18 protein-coding genes are annotated in these 19,264 nt (G+C 72.5%); 3 read left to right on the forward strand and 15 right to left on the reverse strand.

Annotated elements, in window-relative coordinates; all coding sequences use genetic code 11:
* Positions 1-80: 80 nt before the first annotated feature.
* From ACWF94_RS05650 to ACWF94_RS05700, 11 genes are all read right to left on the reverse strand, one after another.
* Positions 81-275, reverse strand: coding sequence for a hypothetical protein (locus ACWF94_RS05650; RefSeq protein ID WP_453484991.1), 195 nt, complete (start codon positions 273-275; stop codon positions 81-83).
* 124 nt (positions 276-399) lie between these two features.
* Complete coding sequence (locus tag ACWF94_RS05655) at positions 400-1,260, reverse strand: phosphatidylinositol-specific phospholipase C/glycerophosphodiester phosphodiesterase family protein (protein WP_453484992.1); 861 nt, start codon at positions 1,258-1,260, stop codon at positions 400-402.
* A gap of 195 nt (positions 1,261-1,455) precedes the next feature.
* On the reverse strand, positions 1,456-2,112 hold the full coding sequence (locus ACWF94_RS05660; RefSeq protein ID WP_453484994.1) for an ABC transporter ATP-binding protein: 657 nt from the start codon (positions 2,110-2,112) through the stop codon (positions 1,456-1,458).
* A 176-nt stretch (positions 2,113-2,288) separates the two neighbouring features.
* The gene (locus ACWF94_RS05665; RefSeq protein ID WP_453485033.1) at positions 2,289-3,230 is read right to left on the reverse strand and encodes an ABC transporter ATP-binding protein; all 942 of its coding nucleotides are present in this window, start codon (positions 3,228-3,230) and stop codon (positions 2,289-2,291) included.
* Between the two features lie 56 nt (positions 3,231-3,286).
* Positions 3,287-4,165 (reverse strand): ABC transporter permease, encoded by an 879-nt coding sequence (locus ACWF94_RS05670; protein ID WP_453484995.1) that lies wholly within the window; start codon positions 4,163-4,165, stop codon positions 3,287-3,289.
* Complete coding sequence (locus ACWF94_RS05675) at positions 4,158-5,123, reverse strand: ABC transporter permease (RefSeq protein ID WP_453485035.1); 966 nt, start codon at positions 5,121-5,123, stop codon at positions 4,158-4,160. Before ACWF94_RS05675 ends, ACWF94_RS05670 begins: the two co-directional genes overlap by 8 nt.
* 53 nt (positions 5,124-5,176) lie before the next feature.
* Positions 5,177-6,802 carry an ABC transporter substrate-binding protein gene (locus ACWF94_RS05680; protein WP_453484997.1) on the reverse strand — a complete coding sequence of 542 codons (1,626 nt, stop codon included), beginning with the start codon at positions 6,800-6,802 and terminating at the stop codon, positions 5,177-5,179.
* Positions 6,803-7,160: 358 nt separating this feature from the next.
* Positions 7,161-8,129 carry an NADPH:quinone oxidoreductase family protein gene (locus tag ACWF94_RS05685; RefSeq protein ID WP_453484999.1) on the reverse strand — a complete coding sequence of 323 codons (969 nt, stop codon included), beginning with the start codon at positions 8,127-8,129 and terminating at the stop codon, positions 7,161-7,163.
* A 184-nt stretch (positions 8,130-8,313) separates the two neighbouring features.
* Positions 8,314-9,060 (reverse strand): PIG-L deacetylase family protein, encoded by a 747-nt coding sequence (locus tag ACWF94_RS05690; RefSeq protein WP_453485001.1) that lies wholly within the window; start codon positions 9,058-9,060, stop codon positions 8,314-8,316.
* 208 nt (positions 9,061-9,268) lie between these two features.
* Entirely contained in the window at positions 9,269-10,567 is a 1,299-nt protein-coding gene (locus ACWF94_RS05695; protein ID WP_453485003.1) for an alpha/beta fold hydrolase, read from the reverse strand.
* Between the two features lie 100 nt (positions 10,568-10,667).
* Positions 10,668-11,750, reverse strand: coding sequence for a glycoside hydrolase family 5 protein (locus ACWF94_RS05700; protein ID WP_453485005.1), 1,083 nt, complete (start codon positions 11,748-11,750; stop codon positions 10,668-10,670).
* Positions 11,751-11,942: 192 nt separating this feature from the next.
* Here ACWF94_RS05700 and ACWF94_RS05705 point away from each other — a divergent pair, with 192 nt between their 5' ends.
* The 3 genes from ACWF94_RS05705 (at position 11,943) to ACWF94_RS05715 (ending at position 15,969) form a co-directional block, all read left to right on the forward strand.
* Entirely contained in the window at positions 11,943-13,106 is a 1,164-nt protein-coding gene (locus ACWF94_RS05705; RefSeq protein ID WP_453485007.1) for a betaine/proline/choline family ABC transporter ATP-binding protein, read from the forward strand.
* Positions 13,107-13,338: 232 nt separating this feature from the next.
* Positions 13,339-14,310, forward strand: a complete 972-nt coding sequence (locus ACWF94_RS05710) for an acetylxylan esterase (RefSeq protein ID WP_453485008.1) — start codon at positions 13,339-13,341, stop codon at positions 14,308-14,310.
* Positions 14,311-14,382: 72 nt separating this feature from the next.
* A complete protein-coding gene (locus tag ACWF94_RS05715; protein ID WP_453485010.1) occupies positions 14,383-15,969 on the forward strand; it encodes a hypothetical protein in 1,587 nt (528 codons plus the stop codon).
* A 54-nt stretch (positions 15,970-16,023) separates the two neighbouring features.
* Here ACWF94_RS05715 and ACWF94_RS05720 read toward each other — a convergent pair whose 3' ends face one another.
* From ACWF94_RS05720 to aztA, 4 genes are all read right to left on the reverse strand, one after another.
* Positions 16,024-17,004: an ABC transporter substrate-binding protein gene (locus ACWF94_RS05720; RefSeq protein ID WP_453485012.1), complete on the reverse strand. Its 981-nt coding sequence runs from the start codon at positions 17,002-17,004 to the stop codon at positions 16,024-16,026.
* Positions 16,983-17,654: an ABC transporter permease gene (locus ACWF94_RS05725; protein ID WP_453485014.1), complete on the reverse strand. Its 672-nt coding sequence runs from the start codon at positions 17,652-17,654 to the stop codon at positions 16,983-16,985. Before ACWF94_RS05725 ends, ACWF94_RS05720 begins: the two co-directional genes overlap by 22 nt.
* Positions 17,651-18,331, reverse strand: a complete 681-nt coding sequence (locus ACWF94_RS05730; protein ID WP_453485016.1) for an ABC transporter permease — start codon at positions 18,329-18,331, stop codon at positions 17,651-17,653. The genes ACWF94_RS05725 and ACWF94_RS05730 overlap by 4 nt, the downstream gene beginning before the upstream one ends.
* Before the next feature lie 210 nt (positions 18,332-18,541).
* On the reverse strand, positions 18,542-19,246 hold the full coding sequence (gene aztA / locus ACWF94_RS05735) for a zinc ABC transporter ATP-binding protein AztA (protein ID WP_453485018.1): 705 nt from the start codon (positions 19,244-19,246) through the stop codon (positions 18,542-18,544).
* Positions 19,247-19,264: the final 18 nt, after the last annotated feature.

Consider the following 19,264-nt stretch of genomic DNA (forward strand, 5'->3'; position numbering starts at 1 on the left):
CTGGAGGCACCGGACGGCGTCCGGTTTCTGATCAGGTCGTTTCTCGTCGGCGGCTGAACCGGTCCGGTACGCCCGGGTGTTCAGGGCCGCAGGCCGCTGACGACCTCGGCGGTGGCCGCGACGCCCTCCTGGATGGTGGGCGCCATGCTGGTGCTCGCGAGGAGGAAGCCGAGCAGGACGCAGACCAGGGCGTGGGAGAACTTGAGCCCCCCGCTGCGCAGGAAGATCACCGCGAGCACCACCAGGAGCAGCACCACCGAAATCGAAATGGCCATGGCCAACCTCCTCCGCCGCGCCGGATCTGCGGCATCCGGCCGTCAGTCTGGCGCAGCGGAGGGTCCGTCCCGCCGACTGGCGCGTCGGCCGTACGGGTGGTTGCCCGGGCCGGCCCGGCGGGGCCTACCCGTCGTGGGCGCGCAGGAAGCGCGCGAGACCCGCCAGGTCGTCGGTGTTGAGATGGTCGGCACCGGCGGCGAGCAGTTCGGTCCACACCGCGTCACGGGCGGAGCCCGGCACATCGTGGGTGGCCCAGAAGCGGATCCGCCGGCCGTGGTAGTGGGCCAGGTCGACGAGCGTGTGCAGGCGGGCCCGTTCGGTGGCCGGGAAGGGTCCCTCGCCCCGCCAGGTGAAGGCGTGGTTCCAGTTGCCGGAGATCAGCGGGACGAAGGAGGCGGGCACGGGGGTGGCGAGATCGTCGAACCGGCCGTCGTAGAACGCGTACCGCTGTCGCTGTGCCTCCATCGGCACCCGGGCGGCCCGGTCGCCGGAGACGACCGCGGTGATCGCGCCGTACCGCACCCGCCCGTTCGCACAGCCGCTCAGCATCCGCCGGTACTGCCGTAACTGGCGGTCGAGTTCGAGATAGCAGGCGGCGCCGTCGTACTTGATGTCGATCAGCAGCTGTACGGGACGCCGGTGGCCCCGGTACACGGAACCGTGGTTGGCCCTGACGCGCGCCAGCAGCGGATCGAGGTAGAGCGAGCGCAGGGTGTGGGACGGGTCGAGTTCGGCGGGGGTGTGGGCGACGAGCAGATCGCCGTTCACCAGGAAGACATCGGCCTCCAGGCTGGTGAATCCATGGGACAGGGCGTCGTGGACGGGCCGTGGGTGCAGATAGTCGTTGTGGGCGTGCGCCCACCGCAGCGGTCGGGGGCGTTCGCCGTCCGATCCGGCGGCGCGGGCCACGGTGGGCAGGGCGACGGTCCCCGCGAGCGCGGCGGCGAGGGTGGTGACGGCTCTGCGGCGGGTGGTGATCGGCACGGTAGGGACCTCCGGGGTCCAAGTGATATGCGGACACCCGAGTATCGACCGGATTCCGGGCCATCGGGAGGGGCTTCACCGGGAGTTCGGTCGGCCTTCGTCCGGCGTCCGCGCGGGCCGGACTCACCGAGGACAACACCGTGCTGACGTTCCCCGGGGGGTGTCCGCGCCCCGCTGGAACCCGTCCCCCGCCGATCAGGCCCCCAGGGCGGACCAGTGGACCGTGCGGTCGCACCACCTCTCCAGCAGGACGCTGTCGTGACCGACGGCGAGCAGGCCCGCGCCGTGCTCAGCGCGGTACTCCTCGACGACCGCGACCAGCGCGGCCGTCGTCGACGCGTCCAGCATCGCGGTCATCTCGTCGCAGATCAGCCAGCGCGGGCGCAGCACCAGCGCGCGGGCCAGACAGGCGCGCTGCAACTGCCCGTCGCTCACCTCGTGCGGGCGGCGGCCCAGGAGTTCCCCGGTGAGCCCCACCCGGTCCGCCAGTTCCGCGACGCGGGCCCCGGCGCCCTCGCCCGCGCCGGTCGCGCGCAGGGGTTCGGCGATCAGCTCGCGCAGCGGGAGCCGGGGGTCGGCGGACTGCCTCGGCTGCTGGAAGACCACACCGAGCGCGGTGCGCAGGGCACGGGGCGCGCTGTACCGCCAGCCGGGGGCGGGTTCACCGTCGATGACGACCCGGCCGGTGTAGGGCCGGTGCAGCAGCGCGGCCACCTTGGCCAGGGTGGACTTGCCGCAGCCACTGGGCCCGAGCAGGCCGACCGACTCCCCGGGGCCGAGGGTGAGCGTGACCTCCCGTACGACGGGCTTGCGCGGGTCGTACCCGGCGGTGATCGCGTCGAGTTCAAGCACGGTGGCCCTCCGGGCGGTGGTACGGGCGTACGGGGTGCCGGGCGGGCACCCGGCGCGTACGGGGCCCGGGTCCCGAGCCGGTGCGCCCCGGCCGGGGCCCGCCGTGACGGTGCCGTCCGGGGTGCACGGGCGCACCGCGGGCACCGGCGGCGGGGAGAGCGCGCGGATCACGGAGGTCAGACACGCGCCGCCCTCTCGTCGTCGCCCACGCCGGCGGCACCGGTATCCAAGGGGTGATGGCACTCCACGCCCGCCACCAGCCGAGGCAGCGCCCCGCACGCGTCGGTCGCGCGGTCGCAGCGGGCCGCGAACGCGCAGCCCGAGGGGAGATCGCCCAGCTCCGGCGGCATCCCGGAGATGGGGGTGAAGTCCCGTTCGGGCAGCGCGGCCAGCAGGCCCCGGGCGTACGGATGGCGGGGGCCCGGCTTCCCGAAGAACTCCCCGGCACCGGCGATCTCCACGATCCGGCCCGCGTACATCACGGCGACCCGGTCGGCGATCCGCTCGGCCGCCGCGAGATCGTGGGTGATCATCAGCAGGGCGCGGCCGTCGCCCGACCGCCCGGTGTGCCGCCGCAGTTCGTCGACCGTGCGGTTGACCAGGTCGCGGTCGAGTCCGGTGGTCGGTTCGTCGGCCAGCAGCAGGGGCGCGTCGCCGATCAGGGCGAGGGCGGTCGCGGCGCGCTGGGCGAGCCCGCCGGAGAGTTCGTGCGGATAGCGGTCCAGGTGGTCGGCGGGGAACGCGGCCCGTTCGGCCGCCGCGACGGCGGCCCGCGCGGCCTCGCGCCGGGGTGTGCCGGCGAGCGCGCGCAGGGTCTCCGCCAACTGCGCTCCCACGGTCCGTACGGGGGTGAGATGCGCGGCCGGGCTCTGCGGTACGAGGCCGATGCGCCGTCCCCGTACGGTGCGGGCGAGGGTGCGCTCGTCGGCGCCGAGGAGTTCGACGCCGTCGACGGTCGCGGTGCCCGAGGTCTGGGCGTTGCCGGGCAGCAGCCCGAGGAGGGCGGAGGCGAGGACGGACTTGCCGCAGCCGCTCTCGCCGACGAGGGCCAGGCACTCCCCCGCCGCGAGGTCGAAGGTCGCTCCGGTGACGGCGGCGATATGGCGTCCGCCGCGCATCCGGAACCGTACGGACAGCTCCCGTACCGACAGGACCGGTGGTACCGACTGCGCGCTCACAGCATCAGCTCCGATCGGCGGCGAGGGTTGATCCGTTCCCGCCAGGCGCCCGCGAGGCCCGCGATCGCGAGGGTGGGGACGATCAGGAACAGTCCGGGGAACAGCGTCGGCCACCAGTCCCCGGCGAGCAGCGAGCTGCGCGCGGACTGCACCAGATTGCCGAGGCTGGCCTGGTGGGACGGGAGCCCGAGGCCGAGGAAGGAGAGCGCGGACTCGTGCCACATGGCGTGCGGCACCATCAGGACGGCCGCGAGCCCCGCCTGCGGCAGCACGCCCGGCAGCAGATGGCGCGCGGTGACCCGCAGCCGGGAGGCGCCGCCGGATATCGCCGCGTCGATATAGGGGCGTGAGCGCAGGGAGAGCACTTCGGAGCGGACGATCCGGGCGGTGGAGAGCCAGTGGGTGAGGCCGACGGAGACGATGACGGGCCACACCCCGGGGCGGAACATCGCCACGATGAAGATGCCGAGCAGCAGATGCGGCACGGAGGAGAAGGTGTCGACGAGCCGCATCACGACCCGGTCGGTCCAGCCGCCGAAGGCCGCTGCCGCCGCACCCACCAGGGTGCCGATGACGGTGGCGACGACGGCGGCGACGAGGCCGACGAGCAGGGAGACCCGCAGCCCGTAGACACAGCGCACCAGCAGGTCACGGCCCACGTCGTCGGTGCCGAAGGGATGGGCCCAGGACGGCGGCTGGAGCTTCTGGGACAGATCGACGGCCTGCTCGTCGAGCTGGACGACGGGCGGCACGATCAGTACGGCGAGGACGACGGCGGCCACGATGACGGCGGAGACCGTGATCCGGACCGTACGGGTGGAGCGGCGGGTGCGCCCGTGCGAGCGCCAGGCCGTCTCGGGCAGGGTGTCAGCCATCGAAGCCCACTCTCGGGTCGGCGAGTCCGTACAGCAGGTCCGACAGCAGATTGCCGAGGAGTACGGCGGCGGTGGCGAGCACGGTGAGCGCCGCCAGCAGCGGGAAGTCGACGGAGGTGGCGGCCTCGACCGTCGCGGCGGCGATGCCGGGCCAGCTGAAGACGGTCTCCACGAGCAGCGCTCCGGTGATCAGCTCGGGGACGCGGGAGCCGACAAGGGTGAGCATGGGCAGCATCCCGGAGCGCAGGGCGTGTCCGACGAGGACGGTTCCCTCGCCAAGGCCGCGGGCGCGGGCGCCGCGTACGGGGTCCTCCTCCAGGGCGTCGGCGACGCCCTGGCGTACGTACAGGAAGAACCACGGCAGCTGGGAGATCCCGAGGACGGCCGCGGGCAGCACCAGATGGGAGGCGACCTGGCCGAAGGTGATGACGTCGCTCGCGGTGTCGGTGAGTCCGCCGGCGGGCAGGACGCCGAGTTCCAGGGCGAAGAACCAGATGGCGAGCAGTCCGAGCCAGAAGGCGGGGGCCGCTTCGAGGGTGTACGCGGCGGAGCTGGCGCAGCGGTCGAGCCAGCCGCCGCGGCGGCGTGCGGCGAGGACGCCGAGGGTGGTGCCCAGCAGGATGGCGACGGCGAACGCGGTGACGGCGAGGAGCACGGACCAGCCGATGCGTTCGGCGATGACATCGGCGACGGGCTGGCGCATCACGCTGGAGTCGCCGAGGTCGCCCTGGAGCGCGGAGGTCAGCCAGTTCCACCAGCGGGTGACGAAGGGGTCGTCGACGCCGAGGTTGGCGCGGATCTGGTCGAGGTTCTCCTGGGTCGCGGTGAGCCCGGCGGTGCCGGTGTACGCCTTGACGGGGTCGAAGGGCGAGGCCGCGGCGACGGCGAAGACCCCGAAGGTGACGGCGAGGAGGATGGGGGCGGCGAACAGGGTCCGCCGCCCCGCCATGCGTGCCATCGGCCCCCAGGGCAGGCGGCGGCGCGTCGTTCCCCCCTTGGCGAGGGAAACGCTCACTTCTTCGTGCCCTTGGGGGTCCAGTCCTCGACGTTCCACCAGGGGCCGGAGGCGAGCCCGTGCTCATGCGGCTCGGTCTGGGTGGTCAGCCCGTCCCAGCTGTCGTCGACGACATACACATGGTCGATATGGGTGAGGAAGGTGTAGCCGGGGTTCTTCACCAGTTCGCGCTGGACGGTGTCGTACGCGGCCTTCCGCGCGGCCGTGTCGCCGCTGCGGCGGCCGTCCAGGAGCGCCTTGTCGACGACCGGGTTGTCGTACCAGCCCATGTTGTTGAAGCCGTCGCCGGCGACGGACGAGGTGAGCAGCAGATACTGGTCGAAGTCGGGGTCGCCGGGCGAGCCGCCGCCCGCGAGGACGGCGTCGGTCTTCATCCGGGGTTCGATGACCTCCCAGGTGCCGGCCTGGGTCCTGATGTCGATGCCGGCCTTCTTCGCGTCGGAGGCGTAGGCGAGCGCGTGGTCCTGGCGGAGCTTGTCGCCGGAGGGGTACCAGAGCGGGAACTCGGCCCGTACGCCGTCCTTGGCGCGGATTCCGTCGCCGCCCGGCTTCCAGCCCGCGTCGTCGAGGATCTTCTGCGCGGCGGCGAGGTCGTGGGTGCGCTCGGTGCCCTCGGCGAACCACTCGCTGCCGGTGGGCACGGGGCCGTAGGCGGGCTTTCCGGCGCCTTCGAGGATCTTGTCGACCATGGTCTGCCGGTCGACGGCGATGTCGAGGGCCCGGCGGACCGCGGTGTCGCCGGTGACCTTGTTGCCGGTCGGCAGGGTCACGGTCCGGTAGTCGTAGGTGGTGGCCCGGTGGGTCTTCTTCGCCTTGTCGCCCTTGAAGCCCGCGGCGAGGTTGGGCGGCAGGATCGCTCCGTCGAGGTCCCCGGCGCGCAGCCGGGTGGCGCGGACGTCGTCGTCCTTGACGACCGCCATGGTGAACTTCTTCACCCGGGGTTCGCCGCCCCAGTACCCGGGGTTGGCCTTGAAGCTCAGCTTCTCGCCCTTGGACCAGTTGGTGAGGAGATACGGGCCGGTCCCGATCGGCTTGGTGGTGAACGGGCCGGTGTTCACGTCCTGCTTCGCGGCGATGTGCTGGGGGACGATCGGGTGGACGGTGCGCCGGGCGAAAGGCGCGTACGGGTATTTCAGGGTGAAGACGACGGTGTCGTCGCCGCTCGCCTCGACGGTCTTGACCGCGTCGAGTTCGGACTTGGACGCGTTGTTCGTCTTCTTGTCCAGGACGGTGCGGTAGGTGAAGACCACGTCCTCGGCGCCGAACGGCTCGCCGTCGCTGAACTTCACTCCCTGCCGCAGCTTGTAGGTGTAGGTCAGCCGGTCGGGGCTGACCTCGGGGAGCGCGGCGGCGAGCGCGGGCCGGAGGTTCATCTCCGTGTCGAGCGCGAGCAGCCCGTCGAAGATCTTCGAGTTGCCGTCCTTGCCGAAGCCGAGCAGCGGGCTGAGGCTCTCGGGCTCGGTGGCGATGCCGACGACGGCCGATTCCCCGGCGCCGCTCTTGCCCGCCGTACCGCTGTCGGGGTTGGAGCAGGCCGCCGCTCCCACGGTGAGCGCGGTGGTCAGGGTCACAGCGGCCAGGCCGCGTATCGAACGGGTCGAGCGGTCCGATCGGGCTGACATGGATCCACACCCCTACTGAAGATCAGATGTTATTGCGAACAGCTCGCAATTAAACAGCACATAAATGGGTGCTGGATACACCGGCCCGAGGGGTTCTCGTCACACCGAGGGGTCTCGTCGCCACACTCGCCGCGCTGCCCGGCGCCCGGGTTCGGCGGGGTACCGGCCGCGCGGTGCGTGCGGGCCCCGGGGCGCCGCGTCCCGCCCCCCGGGGACGGATGGTACGCGGCGAGCGGCCGACCCGGTCCGGTTCACGACTGCCGCCGGGGGGCGGGGCGCCGACCGTACGGTGCGGGCCGGTCACCGTCCTCCCTTGGCCTTCCCGTGACCTTGCCGTCAGGCGTCGTCCCCCAGCCCGTCAGGCGTCGTCGCCCTGCGGAACGACGACGAGACGGCCGGTGGTCACTCCGTCGGCCACGCGCTGGACGGCGTCGGCGGCGTCCTTCAGCGGGACGCGTCCACTGATCAGCGGCTTGATCAGCCCCTGGGCGGCGAGAGCGGTCAGCTCCTCGTGGCAGGCCAGGACAGCGGCCGGATCCCGGTGCCGGTACAGGCCCCAGTGCAGGCCGAGAATGGAGTAGTTCTTCACGAGCGCGTGGTTGAGGGCGACGGTCGGGATCGCGCCGCTCGCGAAGCCGACGAGGACGATCCGGCCCTCGAAGGCGACGCACTTGGCCGACCTGGCGTAGGCGTCGCCGCCGACGGGGTCGTAGACGACATCCGCGCCCCGGCCGCCCGTCGCCTCCTTGACGGCGGTGACGATGTCGTCGTCCCGGCGGTCGAGGACGAGGTCGCACCCCAGCTCCCGGGCCGCGCGGGCCTTGCGCTCACCGCCGACCACACCGATGACGCGGGCCCCGGCGGCCTTGCCGAGCTGGACGGCCGCGCTGCCCGCGCCCCCGGCCGCCGCATGGACGAGCAGGGTCTCGCCCGCGCGCAGCCGGGCGCGGCGGTGCAGTCCGAACCAGCCCGTCTGATAGCCGATGTGCAGGGCGGCGGCCTCGGCGTCGTCGAGGGAGTCGGGGGCGGGCAGCACACCGGCCGCGTCGGCGACCGTGTACTCGGCGAGTCCGCCGTGCGGGAGTACGGAACCGGCGATGACCCGGCGGCCGTCCTCGGTCTCCCCGCAGATCTCAAGACCGGGGGTGAACGGAAACGGCGGCCTGCTCTGGTACTGGCCGCGGCACAGCAGCGCGTCGGGGAAGTTGATGTTCGCGGCCCGGACCTTCAGCAGCAGCTGCCCATCGCCCGGTGCGGGACGCTCCACTTCCGCGAGCCGCATCACCTCGCTGGGCTCACCGTTCCGGTGCACTCGCCATGCCTGCATGTCAGGGGCCTCCACAAACCGTCGGCGGTACCGTGTCCGCGACGCATACTAAGCAGTCGCTTGAATCCACGGGAAGCCCCGGCCCGCCGCACCCCGCCGCGCGCGGGTCTTCCGGAGCCCCCGTTCGCACCGTTCCGGAACCCCTTCCGAGCCCATTCCCGAGCCCGGAACGGCGCTCCCGCCGTCAGCGCCCGAACAGCTCGAAGGTCACCGCGGGCCGGCCGCCGAACCGCGCGCCCGCCTCCTCGGCGAAGGGGATGAGGAAGGAGCGGCAGTAGGTCTCCGGGTCGTCATCGGTCAGTCCCTCGATATACGTGCGGTGCTCCATCAGCGAGCGGACCGAGCGCTCCAGACCCGCCGTCGCGTCGACCGCGTGCGTCGGGGTGGCGGAGCCCGCGACGGCGACCCAGCGGACCCCGTCCCAGGGGTCGAGCCCCTGCTCGGAGATCAGCTCGGGGAAGATCCAGCGGTTGCCCGCGTCCGCCGCCGCGTCCAGGGTCGCCCGGCCGACGGCCCGGTGGTCGGGGGTGTTCCAGGCGGTACCGCCCCAGGTGTCCCGGTGGTTGAGGGTGATGACCAGTTCGGGGCAGTGGCGGCGGATGGCCGCCGCGATGTCCCGGCGCAGCGCGGTGCCGTACTCGATCACCCCGTCCCGGTGGTCCAGGAACTCCACCGTGGTCACGCCCACGACCGCGGCGCTCGCCCGCTGCTCCCGCTCGCGCAGCGGGGCGCACTCGGCCGGGGGGAGGGTGTCGATCCCGGCCTCACCGCGGGTGGCGAGGAGATAGGCGACCTCCCGGCCGCCGTCGGTCCATCCGGCGATGGCCGCCGCGCAGCCGTATTCGAGGTCGTCGGGGTGGGCGACGACGGCGAGCGCGCGCCGCCAGTCGTCGGGCATGGGTGCCAGTTGCTCAGGGCTGGGGTCGGTCATGGGCGCAGAATACGGCGGAGGCCGTTCTCCCGGTGCGGCCCGGGCCCAGGATCCCGTCCCGTACACGTCTCAGATCTCGTCCCGTACACGTCTCAGATCTCGTCCCGTACACGTCTCAGATCTCGTCCCGTACGGGTCCCGGATCTCGTCCCGTCCAGGTCTCAGATCTCGTCCCGTACGGGTCCCCGATCTCGCCCCTGTACAGGTCTCAGATCTCGTCCCGGGCGAGGGAGATCAGCCGGTCCAGCACCCTCGGGCCGCCCGCGCGCAGGCCGTCGTGCTCGTACTCGTCGGTGACCCAGGTGCGCAGTCCCCGGACAGTGCGGGCGGTGTCGAGCGAGTGGGCGGTGTCGACGTACATGTCGTCGTGGTAGACGGCGGCGGCGACCGGGACCTCGTTGGCGGCGAGCCGCCCGGCGTCGTACAGCGGCTCCCAGCCGGTGCGGGCGGCGAGCAGTTCGGCGGTCTCGCGCAGCGGGCGCAGCGCCGGGTCGGCCTCGAAGTGCCAGGGGTGGATGGTCTCCCCGGTGAACAGCAGCGGCCCGTCCCCGTCGAGCGCGGTCGCCGCGTCGAACCGGGGGAACTCCCGCCGTACGCGTTCGGCGGCCCAGCCGGTGGGCCGCTCGCCCCAGCCGTAGATCGCTTCGTGCAGCAGGGCGTAGAGCGGATGCCCGGCGAAGGAGAGCTGGGAGAGGGCCTCTTCCCGGAAGGAGTCGGAGAGTTCATGGCGTCCGCCGACGCGGATGAACGCGTCCTCCAGCAGATAGTGGAGCCGGTGGCTGCCGTCCCCGCTCCCGAGGCCGATGCCGAGGGACTGGAACGCCTCGGGGGTCAGGGTGTAGCCGCCGGGCAGTACGGTCCGGTGCTCGGCGAGATGGGCGGCGACGCGGCGGGCGCGGGAGATGTCCATCGGATAGCGGGCGTAGTGCGCCTCGGCCTTGCGCCGCATCCGGGGGTACGCGGCCCGGTAGACATCGTCGGCGTGGGCGTCGAGCGAGGGCAGGCCGCCGGTGATGAAGACCTCGCGCAGTCCCTCGGGCGCGGTGGAGAGATAGTGCGTGGCGCAGAATCCGCCGAAGCTCTGGCCGAGCACGGACCAGGGGGCGCCCCCGGTGAGCTGCTGCCGGATCATCTCGCAGTCGCGGACGATGCCGTCGGAGCGGAAGTGGGCGAGATGGGCCGCCTGCGCCTCGGGGCCGCCGAGTGCGGCGAGGGTGCGGTGGTTCCGGGGGGTGGAGCGGCCGGTGCCGCGCTGGTCGAGGAGCAGCACGCGGTACTCCTGGACGGCCCGCCCCAGCCATGCCTGCTTGCCGATGAAGCGGCGCGCGCCGAAGCCGGGGCCGCCCTCCAGGTAGACCAGCCAGGGCAGTTCCTCACCGGCCCGTGACGTGGCGACGACCTCGCGTCCGTACAGCTCCAGCCGTTCCCCGCCGGGGTCCGTGTGGTCGAGCGGGACGCCGAAGCGCCGGTCGGTGAGTACGACTCCGGGCTGGCGGTAACTGGTCACGGGGGCTCCTGTTCGCTGCGGCGCGCTCGCCCATGGGATCACACGGGTGGTCCCATGGGCGGGCGCGGGTGGCGGGAGCCGCGCGGTCAGCGAGTCTCGGTCAGCGCGTGGGGAAGCGGTCCGGGGTCCTGACCCTGTCCCGTATCCACACACCGGCCTGCTTCAGGGGCGCCGTACCGGTCCAGGGGCCGTTGCCGCCGCAGACGCCCTGCTGGAAGACCGCGCCGGAGCGGTGGTCGTCGGAGAAGTTCCAGTTGACCCAGCTGATCTTCTTGCTCGCCATCAGATCCAGATAGCGCTGGGACATCGTGAAGTCGTTGTCGCCCTCGCCCGAGTAGTTCTGGGTGCCGAACTCGGTGACGAACACCGGCAGCCGGCCGGCGGCCCGGGACAGGGTGGCGAGGTACTCGTCACGGTGCGAGGCGGCGTAGAAGTGGAACGTGTACATGATGTTGGAGGCATTGACGGGGTTGTTCACGATCTCGGTCTCGTCGGCACCCTCGGAGACTCCGAGGGACGACCAGGCGCGGGTGCCGACGAGGACGGGGGCGTTCGGATCCTCCTTGCGGATGACGGGGATCAGCTGCTCGGCATAGCTCTTGATGCGGGCCCAGCTCACGCCGCTGGGTTCGTTGGCGATCTCGTACAGGACGTTCTTCTTGTGCTTGTGGCGCCGGGCGATCTCCTTGAAGAAGGTCTTCGCGCGGCCGAGGTTGTGGTGGGGGTCGCCCGGGCTGAGCATGTGCCAGTCGACGATCACGTACATGCCGCGTGCGGAGGCCGACTCGATGAGCGCGTGGACCAGGTCGGTGAACCCGCGGGGGTCGGTCTCGTAGCCCTGTTCCTGGATGTACAGGGAGAGGCGGACGACGTCGGCGTTCCAGTCCTTGGCGAGGGCGTCGAGCGAACCGCCCGTCACACAGTTGCGGAACCACTGGAGCCCGTGGGTGGACATGCCGCGGAGCTGGATCGGCTTGCCGTACCGGTTGCAGAGGCTGGTGCCGCAGACCTTGAGCCGGCCGTTGATGTCGACGGGTGTCGCGGCGGCGGCCGAGGGGGCGCGCTCGGCGGGCCGGGCGGGGGCCGCCGGAGCGGTGGGGGCGGTCGTGAGGCCGAAGGCCAGGGCGGCGGCGAGGGCGCCGATACCGGCGAGGGAGGACATACGGCGGCGTGGGGGCTTCATGATCGTCTCCAGGATCTGGTGTGGGGTGCCCGAACTGGAAGTAAAGTTTCCTAACGATGGAACCAGCCACCCCCTGAGGTTGCAAGGGGCATGACAACACCTGATCGGCCCCGGCTCCTTGGCGCCACCCGCCGGTGACTCGTACAGTCCCGGCCCGTGTGCGCGGCCGACGACACGACCTAACGTGGGGGGATGATCCGGTTCGAGCAGGTCAGCAAGGTCTACCCGGACGGCACGACCGCCGTCGACGGTCTGTCCTTCGAGGTGGCGGAGGGCGAGCTGGTCACCCTGGTCGGCCCGTCCGGCTGCGGCAAGACGACCACGATGATGATGGTCAACCGGCTCATCGAGCCCACGGCAGGCCGCATCCTGGTCGACGGCGAGGACATCTCCCGGGTCGACCCGGTCCAACTGCGCCGCCGGATCGGCTATGTGATCCAGCAGGTCGGCCTCTTCCCGCACCGCACCGTCCTCGACAACACCGCGACCGTCCCCGCGCTGATCGGCTGGAAGAAGGCGAAGGCACGCGAGCGGGCGGCCGAACTCCTCGATCTGGTGGGTCTGGACCCCTCGGTGTACGGACCCCGCTATCCGGCCCAGCTCTCCGGCGGCCAGCGCCAGCGGGTGGGCGTGGCCCGGGCCCTGGTGGCCGACCCGCCGGTACTGCTGATGGACGAGCCGTTCGGCGCGGTCGACCCGGTGGTGCGCGAGCGGCTGCAGAACGAGTTCCTGAGCCTCCAGGCCACCGTGCGCAAGACGGTGCTCCTGGTGACCCATGACATCGAGGAGGCGGTGCGGATGGGGGACCGTATCGCCGTGTACGGGCAGGGGCACATCGAGCAGTTCGACACCCCCGCCGCCGTGCTCGGCACACCCGCCACCGCCTATGTGGCGCGGTTCGTCGGCGCGGACCGGGGATTGAAGCGGCTCTCCGTCACCACCATCGAGGCGTACGACCTCGAACAGCCGCCGCTCGCACGCCTCGACGAGAGCGCGCGGACCTCGGCGGCGCGGCTGCGGGCGGAGGACGCGCGGTGGGCCGTGGTGCTGAGCACAGGTGGCGAACTGCACGGCTGGGTGTCGGCGGACGCCCTCTCGACCGCCGGGGAGCGGGACACCGTCGGCGATCTGGCCCGGCGCATGGAGGCGTGGGTGCCGCTCGGGGCACCGCTGAAGCAGGCGTTCAGCGAGATGCTCCAGCACGACGCGGGGTGGGTGGCGGTGGTGGACGGGGCCCGCTTCGTCGGGGTGCTGACCCCCGCGAAGCTGCATGAGGCACTGCGGCGGTCGGTGGACGCCGACGAGCGGGGCATCCCCCGCGACGAGGTGGAGTTCGACTCGGTCTCGGACGCGTAGCGGCGGCTCGCCGGGCGGAGCCCGGTCCGGTACAGCGCGCCGGGGTACGGCCCGTCCGATACGGCTCGCAGGGCGCGGCTCGCAGGGGCCGCGGCCGGGACTGCCCGCCCGCCCCGGCGCGGGCGGGGGAATCAGGCCGCCTTGGCTCGTTGCCCGACCCACTGCCCGTCGCTTCTCATACCCTGTCTCCATTTCCCTCCTTCCCTCTTTCGTCATACCAAGGCGGTGCTTGATGGCCCTGTTCGACCTGCCACTGGAGGAACTGCGCGGCTACCGCAGCCGGTCCGTCGAGCCGGCGGACTTCGACCGGTTCTGGGCGGACACCCTGGCCGAGGCACGTACGCACGATCTCGACGCGCGATTCGAGCGCGTGGACACCGGGCTGACGGCGGTGGAGGTGTACGACGTGACCTTCGCGGGGTTCGGCGGGCACCCGGTCAAGGGCTGGTTCGTCGTCCCCGCCGGGGCGGACGAGCCGCTGCCCCTGGTCGTCGAGTACCTCGGCTACGGCGCCGGGCGCAGCCTGCCCCACACCCATCTCCTCTGGGCGTCGGCCGGGTTCGCCCACTTCGTGATGGACACCCGGGGCCAGGGTTCCGAGTGGAGCGTGGGCGACACGGCGGACCCGGTGGGCAGCGCGCCCGCCCACCCCGGGTTTCTGACCAAGGGTGTGGAGGACCCGGCGGAGTTCTACTACCGGCGCGTGCACACGGACGCGGTACGGGCGGTGGAGGCGGCCCGGTCCCATCCGCTCACGGACGCCTCCCGCACCACGGTGCTCGGCGGGAGCCAGGGCGGTGGGATCACCATCGCCGTGGGCGGGCTGGTACCCGATCTGCTGGCGATAGCGCCGGACGTGCCGTTTCTGTGCGACTTCCCGCGAGCCACCACGATCACCGACAGCACGCCCTACCGGGAGGTGGCCGACTATCTCAAGGTCCACCGCCGCAGCGTCGAACGGGTCCGTGACACGCTGGCCTACTTCGACGGCGTCCACTTCGCGGCCCGGGGCCGGGCGCCGGCGCTCTTCTCGGTGGGCCTCCACGACCAGGTATGTCCGCCTTCAACGATTTTCGCCGCGTTCAACGCGTACGCCGGCCAGGACAAGGAGATCGAGGTCTACGACTTCAATGGGCACGAGGGCGGCGGGCCGCTCCAGCAGTCGCTGCAACTGCGGTGGCTGCCGGGACAGTTGAAGCACTGAGGCCGGGATGCGACCTGCCCGGGGTGCCGTACGGGGCGGTCCGCGCCCGCCTCGTCGGATACCGTGCTGGGTGTGCTGATCACGGGAGGGGACACGGCCGCGCCGGGAACCGCGCTGCTGATCGCGGCCGCGCCGGTGGGGAAAGGGCGTCTGATCGACGCGAGTTCCGTGCTGCCCGCGCTGGCCGCGGTCCCGCCGAGCGCACTGACGGGGACCCGGGCCGCGACGGTGGTCGAGCTGGCCGACCCACTCGATCCGCAGACCGTACTGACCCGTATCCGGGCGGCGGCGGCCTCCCAGGGCCCGCTGTTCCTCTATGTCGCCGGGCAACTGCAACTCGACCGCAAGCAGCGGCTGCCGCATCTCGCGCTCGCCCGGAGCACCCCCTCCACCCTGCGGTACACGGCGCTACCGTGGCACTGGCTCGCATCGGAGCTGACGATCCGGCGCCCCGACACGACGACGGTGTTCGTCGACCTGGTCGCGGACCCGGAGACCTGGGAGCGGGTGATCCAGGACGGCCTGGCGCTGGGCCGGGCCATCCGGATATACGGCCGTATCGCCCCGCACCCCGGCCGGCGCGGGGCGGCGAGCCCCGACTATCTCAGGGCCTGCGCCTCGATCTGGCGCAGTGGTGCCCGGCCCGACCCGGTGACCCTCCATGAACAGGCCGCGCTGCACGCCGGGGTGGCGGGCGCGCTGCTGCTCACGGGCGAGTCCTGGCGCGGCAGCGCCGGTGTCCCGTCCGCCCCCGGTCTCTTCCCGCCCGCCCCGGGCGAGCCGGGCCCCGGCGGCCCGCTGATTCCGGGCGTGCCCCGGCCGGAGGGCACGCACCCGGCGGGCGCGGGTCTTCCGGGCCGCGCGCCCGGCGGGCCGTCCCCCGCCCCGGCGGGCGTGGCGCCAGCTCGTCCGGTCGTGCCGGAACTCGCCACCACGGCCGCCGCCCCGGGGGTCCGGGCGGGCGGAGCGGTGTCCGGCCCACCCGGCACGGCGGTGGCAGCGTCCACGCCCGACACGGCGGTGGCAACGTCCACGCCCGACACGGCAGTGGCACGGTCCGCGCCCGGCGCACTCCGGCCCGCCCCTGGGGCAGCCACCGGTGACACCCGGGCCGCCCGCAGTGACACCCGCGAACTCCGCGCCGCTCCCGGACCCGCCACGAGTGACACCCGCTCGGCCGCCACGGCCACCGCGCCGGACCCGGCGGCCCGCACGGGCCCGCGACCGGCTCCCGACCCGCATCCCGCGATTCTCGCCGCCGCGATGGACGGGCGGCACACCGAGGCCGCAGCCGCGGCAGCGGCCTGGGAGCAGCAGGAACTGCGCGTGCACGGACCCGGTTCCGCCCAGGCGATCCACTGGCTGGAGGTACGGGCGGATCTGGCGCGCATCGCGCGCGAGCCCGGTCTGAGCTGCGCCCTGTGGATGTCGGCCGCCGACGCGCGGCTGACCCGGCAGCAGGCCACCGACGACCCGGATGTCGAGGGCGCGGTCGACCGCGCCCACCACCAGTGGGAGCAGATCAAGGACCCGGGCACGGCCCGTACCCTCGCCCCGAGACTCGTCGCCCTGCGCAAACGGGTGCCGGGGCGTCAGCGCGGGGCCCTGAGGGTGCTGCAACGGCGGCTGGAGAGCCTGCACTCGGGTCACCCCGCGTAACCCGGGCCGTCAGAGTCGTACGTACCACCGAAGTCGTACGGTCGAGGTGTCGGGTCAGTCCGCCAGCAGCCCCTTCGACGTCAGATAGTTTCTCGCCACGTCCTCCGGCAGCCGCCGCCAGCTGTCGACCTGTTCGTTCAGGGACGCCAGATCCGCCGTTGTCAGTACAGTGTTGAGCCGGTCCAGTGCCCCGGTCACCCCCGCGCTGCCCGCCCGGGAACGGTTCACCACCGGGACGATGTAGTCGGCGTTCTGCAGATGCCGGTCGTCGGCGAGCAGCACAAGACCGAAGTCGTCGAGTGTGGCGTCGGTGGTGGTGGTCAGCACCATCTGGTCCTGGCCGTTCTGGACGGCCTGTTTGGCCTGGGTGGTGCCGACCCCCTTGGGGTCGACCGCGGTGATGTCGATGCCGTACACCTTCCTGAGCCCAGGTTCGCAGTACGGCCGCTGAACGCACTCGTCGCCCGCCGCGAGGCGTACGGGCAGCCCTGAGCGGCCGAGGTCGCTGAGGGTCTTCAGCCGGTGCTGTTCGGCGTACGCCCTGGTCACGGCGAACGCGTTCTGGTCGACGGCCCGGCCGGGGGCGAGGACGTCCAGGCCGCGCGGGGTGGCCAGGCGGCGCAGTGCGGTCATGGTCGTGGTGAGGTCGGGCGAGCCGGCCGGGGGCGCCTGAGCCCCGTTGGCCTTGGCGTTCAGCCAGTCGGCGAAGGTGGCCGCGTACTCGGCCACGACATCGATCTGACCGCTCTCCAGCGCCGGTTCGTAGATCTCCCGGTTGGTGACGGAGAGGATCTCCGTCGAGTATCCGGCGCCGGAGAGGAGGAGCGCGTACATCTGGGCGAGCAGATCGCTCTCGGTGAAGCCGGCCGAACCGATCGTCAGCTCCCTGCTGTCGCCGGGCGGCGCGGTGAGCCGGTCCTGTCTCTCCAGCGAGGGCCCGGTGGTACAGGCGGCGCAGAGCGTCAGCAGCGACACCAGCGCGCCCAGAGCGGCCAGAGCCGCCGGGGGCCGCCTCACCCGGTGCCCCGCGCCCATGGGGGCGCCAGCCGCTGCCCGATTTCGAACAGGCCCTCGACGATCAGCGCGAAGACCGCGACCAGGATCGCCCCGGCGACCACCTGCGGGGTGGAGGCGAGATTGAACCCGGCGGTGATGATCCGGCCGAGGCCGCCGCCGCCCGCGAGTGCGGCGATGGTCGCGGTGGCCACCAGTTGGACGGCGGCGATCCGTACGCCCGTGAGGATCAGGGGCAGTGCGAGCGGGATCTCGACTCCGGCGAGCAGTTGGAGACCTGTCATCCCCATGCCCCGGGCGGCGCGTACGACGTCCTGGTCGACGCCGCGCATGCCGACGTAGGCGTTGGTGAGCAGCGGCGGCACGGCGAACAGCACCAGCGCGATGATCGTCGGCCAGGAGCCGTAGCCGCCGATCGGGCTGAGCAGCAGCAGGACGAGGACCGCGAAGGTGGGTACGGCCCGGCCGACGTTGGAGACATTGACGGCGAGCGCGCCGCCCTTGCCGAGGTGGCCGAGGACGAGGGCGACGGGCAGGGCGATCAGACAGCTCAGGGCCAGACAGACGACGGTGAGGAAGAGATGCTCGCCGAGCCGGTTCCAGACGCCGTTGTCGCCGGACCAGTTGGCGGCGCTGGTGAGCCAGTCCCAGGTGTCGGCGAGGGTGTTCACGCGCCCACCGCCCGCGTCCACGGGGTGGCGAACCGCTGGATGAGCAACAGCAGCAGATCGGCGGCGACGGCGATGACGACACAGAGGACGGAGGCGGTGAGCACCTGGGCCTTGAAGTAGGTGTTCATGCCCGAGAAGATGAGGTTGCCCAGGCCGCCGTAGCCGACGATCGCCCCGATGGTGACCAGGGAGACGGCGGACACGGTGGCGATTCTCAGCCCGGCCATGGCCGCCGGGAGGGCGAGCGGGAGTTCGACGGCGAGCAGCAGGCGGACGGGGCCGTATCCCATCCCGCGCGCGGCCTGCCGGGTCTCCTCCGGTACCGCGCGCAGCCCGGCGAGGATATTGCGTACGAGCAGGGTGAGCGAGTAGAGCACCAGGCCCGCGACGACGAGCGCGGCGGAGAGGCCGTACACGGGCAGCAGCAGGGAGAACATCGCGAGCGACGGGATCGTGTAGAGGATCGTCGTCATCCCGAGCGCCGGCGCCGCCGCCCAGCGCCAGCGGCGGGCCGCGACGGCGAGCGGGACGGCGACGACCAGCGCGATGAGCACGGACACGGCCGTGAGCCGCAGATGCTGGAGCACCGCGTCCGTGAGGATCTCGCTGCGGGTGGCGAGATACTCACCGCAGATCCACTCGTTGCGGGCGAGGCAGTCGTCGGGCGGCGCGGTCACCCGTACATTGCAGCCCTGGGGTCGGGGGTGCGCGCGTTGTGCTCCGCCATTCGGGTACGGGCCCGCCGGGGCGGGGCCCGGTCAACGAGGCCCGGTCAACGGGGGCGGGTCAACGGGGGCGGGTCGGGCCCCACGGGGCCGGACACCAGGGCCCGGACACCAGGAGCCGGGCCGTCGGGCCGCGCCGGGCCCCGGACACCAGGAGCCGGGTCAGCGGGGCCGGGCCGCGATGAGCGGACCATCGGCGAGGACCGTGTCCGGGGGTCCCGCCGCCAGGAGCCGTCCGTCGCCCAGCAGCAGACAGTGGTCCGCGGCGCGGGCCGCCGTCAGGTCGTGGGTGGCGTGGACGACGGTGACGCCCCCTGCCGCCACTTCGGCCAGCAACTCGGTGATCCGGCGCCCGGCGGTCGCGTCGAGCCCGGTGGCCGGCTCGTCGAGCAGCAGCAGATCCGACTCCTGCGCCAGGCCCTGCGCCACCAGGGCGCGCTGACGCTGCCCGCCGGACAGCTCGCCGAGCTGCCGTTCCGCGAGATCGGTGATGCCGAGCCGGTCCAGGGCTGCGTCCACCACCGACCGGTCGTGCGCCGACAGCCGTCCGAACAGCCCCAGCCGTCCCCACCGCCCCATGGCGACGGTGTCCCGGACCGTGATCGGCAGCGCGTCGGCGACGGCACTCCGCTGGACGACGAACGCGGGCCGTTTCCCGGAACGGCGGACCACCTTCCCCGCTGTGACGGGCAGCACCCCGGCCAGCACGCCGAGCAGGGTGGACTTGCCCGAGCCGTTCGCCCCGACCACTGCGGTGGTCGCGAACTCCGGTATGCGGGCGGTGAGTTGACGCAGCGCCGGCCGACCCGCGTAACCCGCCGACACACCGTCCAGCACGATCCCCCGGCCCTGTCCGGTCTCATCCATCGAAACCCCCTTTGAAGT

This window comes from Streptomyces sp. NPDC055078 (genome assembly GCF_053607985.1).